Annotated in this window: 5 protein-coding genes; 3 read left to right on the top strand and 2 right to left on the bottom strand. The window is 36.4% G+C overall.

The window, feature by feature from the left end; all coding sequences use genetic code 11:
* Both AC1DG9_RS24855 and AC1DG9_RS24850 read right to left on the bottom strand, forming a co-directional pair.
* Positions 1 to 405: peptidoglycan-binding domain-containing protein (locus tag AC1DG9_RS24855; protein WP_477635441.1), on the bottom strand; the 405-nt coding region annotated here is incomplete at its 3' end.
* A 96-nt stretch (positions 406 to 501) separates the two neighbouring features.
* Positions 502 to 993, bottom strand: a complete 492-nt coding sequence (locus AC1DG9_RS24850; protein WP_172662568.1) for a hypothetical protein — start codon at positions 991 to 993, stop codon at positions 502 to 504.
* 149 nt (positions 994 to 1,142) lie between these two features.
* On the opposite strand from AC1DG9_RS24850, the gene AC1DG9_RS24845 reads away from it, so the two are divergent.
* The 3 genes from AC1DG9_RS24845 to AC1DG9_RS24835 all read left to right on the top strand — a co-directional run bounded on the left by AC1DG9_RS24845 (position 1,143) and on the right by AC1DG9_RS24835 (position 3,647).
* Complete coding sequence (locus AC1DG9_RS24845; protein ID WP_172662567.1) at positions 1,143 to 1,856, top strand: DUF4397 domain-containing protein; 714 nt, start codon at positions 1,143 to 1,145, stop codon at positions 1,854 to 1,856.
* A 101-nt stretch (positions 1,857 to 1,957) separates the two neighbouring features.
* Positions 1,958 to 2,545, top strand: a complete 588-nt coding sequence (locus AC1DG9_RS24840; RefSeq protein ID WP_172662566.1) for an RNA polymerase sigma factor — start codon at positions 1,958 to 1,960, stop codon at positions 2,543 to 2,545.
* Positions 2,529 to 3,647, top strand: a complete 1,119-nt coding sequence (locus AC1DG9_RS24835) for an outer membrane beta-barrel protein (RefSeq protein WP_337715947.1) — start codon at positions 2,529 to 2,531, stop codon at positions 3,645 to 3,647. The genes AC1DG9_RS24840 and AC1DG9_RS24835 overlap by 17 nt, the downstream gene beginning before the upstream one ends.
* Positions 3,648 to 3,766: the final 119 nt, after the last annotated feature.

Raw genomic sequence — 3,766 nt, 5'->3', positions numbered from 1 at the left:
TTCCTGTACTGCAATGCAAACCGAGCTTAGTTTTTTATTCGTCCAGAAATCCGGAATATTCCCGTTTGCAAAAAGATATGCCTCTAATCGCTGGCGCATGTTTGGATGAAGATGCCTGTCTTTCTTGTTCTTAATATCCTTGGTAATCAACGGACTATCCGTTATTACTGAAATATCAGATACAACCAGTTTTAACAAGCCTAAAGTTTTAGGGCCTATAACCCCCGATCCTTGTAACTTATTTTTTAGCTGTAATGAGATCACAGCTTGCTGGGTATTCATTCCATAAATTCCATCTGCACCTTTCGGATCAAACCCAAGCTCAATTAATCTTTCTTGTAAGATTTTTACGTCTTTTGAAAAACTGCCATAGGCAGGAATTTTAGAAATTACTAGCGTTTTCATAGAAGTCTAATTAGTGAAAGCTATCACTAATATAGACATGAGCAGAAACTTGATAAATAGTCATTTCTAATCATTTTTAGTATCCCATATACCATACTAAATCCGTATCGTATGCAGATGATGCGTTTTTGGAGGGTAGTTTAAAATAACTACAATATGTTTGTTGAAACGGCTTTTAATAGCACTATTTGCCATTCCTATCAGTTTATTTAATTTATCTGTAAGCTCCCTAAAATGCTCTTTATCATCCGGGCTTTCAGAATCATCTATTATAGGCTCAAAGTAGATCACCTCTCTCTTCCGATATATTTTCATTAAATCCTCAGCCGGATTATGATCTATCAAAAAACGCACAATACTATCAACCAGTTTATCATAATGATAATTAATGATACGGTTTTTAGTCATTAAGGAAGGCACACTAAAGTTAGTGTGTGTATTTACCTTAATCTTATTCTCAGGAACAACTACATTATTAAAATCCAAGGTGTACAAACCTTGTTTATTGTCTATTTCCTTTATAAAAGTATAGACTTCGTCATGTTCAGGTGTAATATAAATGACGCTGGTTGATAGTTCGAAACTCATAACACTTGGCCCTTAGTTCAGTATAAAAATACTTTAAAAATTTAAATAATTTACTACCCCTGTTGCTTTTTCATAATGAGGCTCGTTCTATGGGTAATAACGTTAATGGCCATTAACATTACACTATTTTATTTCACAAAAACTTAAAAATGAAAACAACAAAAAACTACCTATCGCCAGTTGCCAAAACTTTAGTGTTTGCCTTAACGTTAACAAGTATCTTTAGTTCATGTAAAAAGGATAAAGATCCTAATCCACAAACACCTAAGCCAGCAAATTTATCAATAATCCATGCCGCGCCAGGAACGCCTGAGCTTTCTTTCTTTGTAGATAAAGTAAAAAAGAATACGAAAGCATTAACGTACAACACGGTAATCGAATACCAATCAATCAGTTCAGGCAAACGGGAATTAAGCGTTACTAAAAAAGATGTATCCGATATTCTTGTAAAAGCCGATGTAACCCTGGCCGCAGATAAATCTTACTCGGTATTTGTTGCAGATAAAACAGGCAATGCACTTGTATTTGTTGCTGATGACCTAACTGCTCCAGCTGCTGATAAAGCAAAAATCCGTTTCATTAACTTAAGTCCTGATGCAGGCTCACTTGATTTGGCTGTTACCGGAAAAACAGAAGTACTTCTGGCTAAAAAAGCATTTAAAGAATCAACCGATTTCACCAATACCACAGAGGTGGGCGCCGAGATCAACTTTGAGATCAGAGAAAATGGCAAGACAACTGTACTTGCTACACTTCCAAAAGTTAAAATTGAAAAAGGAAAAGTATATACGATCTATGCAAAAGGCCTTAAAGCCGCAACAGACGACACCAAACTTGGTTTAACGGTTCTTACCAACAAATAACCTCCTATTATTTCTGGGGCTACACTTTCTTATTTATAAAAGCATTTGTGTAGCCCCATTTATGAATACCAGTTGGCGTAGAATATATAAATCCTGGAAGAGTGCTAAGAAAACTCCCGAAGCTTAAGGAAATTATTGCAGGCGTTGCTGATCAAAAAAACGCTTCAAAGGAAGTCATGTATAAAACCTACTATGGGTATTTAATGGCAGTTACCATGCGTTACATCAACAACAGAAGTGATTCGGAAGAACTTGTAAATGATACGTTTATCAAGATATTTAATCATATCACACAATTTCAGCTATTAGAATCTGCAATAGACCCCGAAAAAACATTTCGAGGTTGGATGGCAAAGATAGCCTCACGCAATTGCATAGATTACCTCCGTAAAAGGAGAACCATCAACGAGGAATTTGACGATATAGGCGAAGAAAAGCATCCACAGATCTATAGTCGTGCATTAGATCAGCTGTATGTTGAGGACATCTTAAAATTACTTAATACACTTCCTGAGTCGCAAAGGATAATCTTTAATATGTTCGAAATCGAGGGATTCTCTCATGATGAGATCTCAAAAACTTTAGGTATACCCGAAAATATCTGCAGAGTATACTTAGGCAGGGCTAAGCAAAAATTAAGAAAACTTTATAATGAATCTTTAATTGTTGAAGATGGAACATACGGATAGAGGGCTTGAAGTGATTAAATCACTTCTACAAAACAACGAAGAAGCCTACAAAGAAGGCTCATGGGAATCATTTTCAAAACAACAGCCGGCAAAAACTAAAACAAGCGGGTGGTATTGGTTTTCAGGAATTGCTGCGTCACTCCTGCTAATTTGCCTTGCTTTTTTATTCAGTTACAATCCCGATCCTAAACCGATACCATTAGTGAAGTTCAAAACTAAACCGGTGCAAAAAGAAATCATACAAGAAGTCCAGGTTAAAAAGCTCAATACAACCAATCATCACCCCGTTCAAATTAACAAAAAGCAAGCTAAAATTAGGCTTGTAAACAGTACGATTCCGGAACAAGATAAACCCATACCTGAAAATACCATGGTAGCGCAGGCAAAACCAAATGAAGAGCAGATTGATGCAGCTCGTGCACCTCGAAGCAAAAAAATAATTCCTTACACAACATACCAGGAAACCGAAAGCGCTAAAAAAACCAAAAAAGAACCTAATTGGATAGTTGGATTGGGCATGGCTACCGACTTTAGCAATTCAAAGAAATTGGGATTAGCATTTGAAGCCGTAGTAGGTTATGCCTTACATCCAAAAATCACGATAATGTTAGGCGCAGGCTATCGGGAATCCTCTGCTTTTAAAGATAATGATGGGCAGACCCTGAGCGCTACAGACGAAAAACAATTAGAATCGGCCACCGTTCGGTTATCAGGGGTCGAAATTCCATTAGGACTAAGATATAACGTTAACCAACGTCTATATGCCAAAGTTGGCGTTTCGGCCTTTGCAACTATAAAACAAAGGGGTGAGCTAACTTATGTCAGTACAGTTTCCCACACGCAAAGTATTGTAGATCCAAATGGAGAAGTATACGATAAAACCTTTACCAGTGAAGAAAGATCCGTGGTAGACATTGAAGATCAACCTCAGAATAAAGAAAAATACAAAAGCTTTATCAATATCTCTTTCGGGTACAAGTATCCTTTCTTAAAAAACAGAACCATTACGCTTGAACCTTTCTTTAAATTACCCATGCAAAGTTCTAAAATAGAAAATGTAAAGTTTTCGTCTGCCGGATTAAGGCTTGGTATCGATTTTTAGAGCCCTAGAACATAATATTCTTCAAAACAATAGGTAAATTGCATCTATAAGATTTTATTTACCATGGAAACTATAGAAATCAACCACGACATTCCAGTAATTTATGTAACGGCCTCTTC

It is taken from the genome of Pedobacter sp. 05L430 (genome assembly GCF_056397585.1).
Note: the sequence above shows the minus strand (reverse complement) of the source record. Positions and strands in the feature narration are given on the sequence as shown.

Coding starts and splice junctions, on each gene's coding strand:
- AC1DG9_RS24845 (WP_172662567.1), top strand. CDS start 1,143: ATGAAAACAACAAAAAACTACCTATCGCCAGTTGCCAAAACTTTAGTG.
- AC1DG9_RS24835 (WP_337715947.1), top strand. CDS start 2,529: ATGGAACATACGGATAGAGGGCTTGAAGTGATTAAATCACTTCTACAA.
- AC1DG9_RS24850 (WP_172662568.1), bottom strand. CDS start 993: ATGAGTTTCGAACTATCAACCAGCGTCATTTATATTACACCTGAACAT.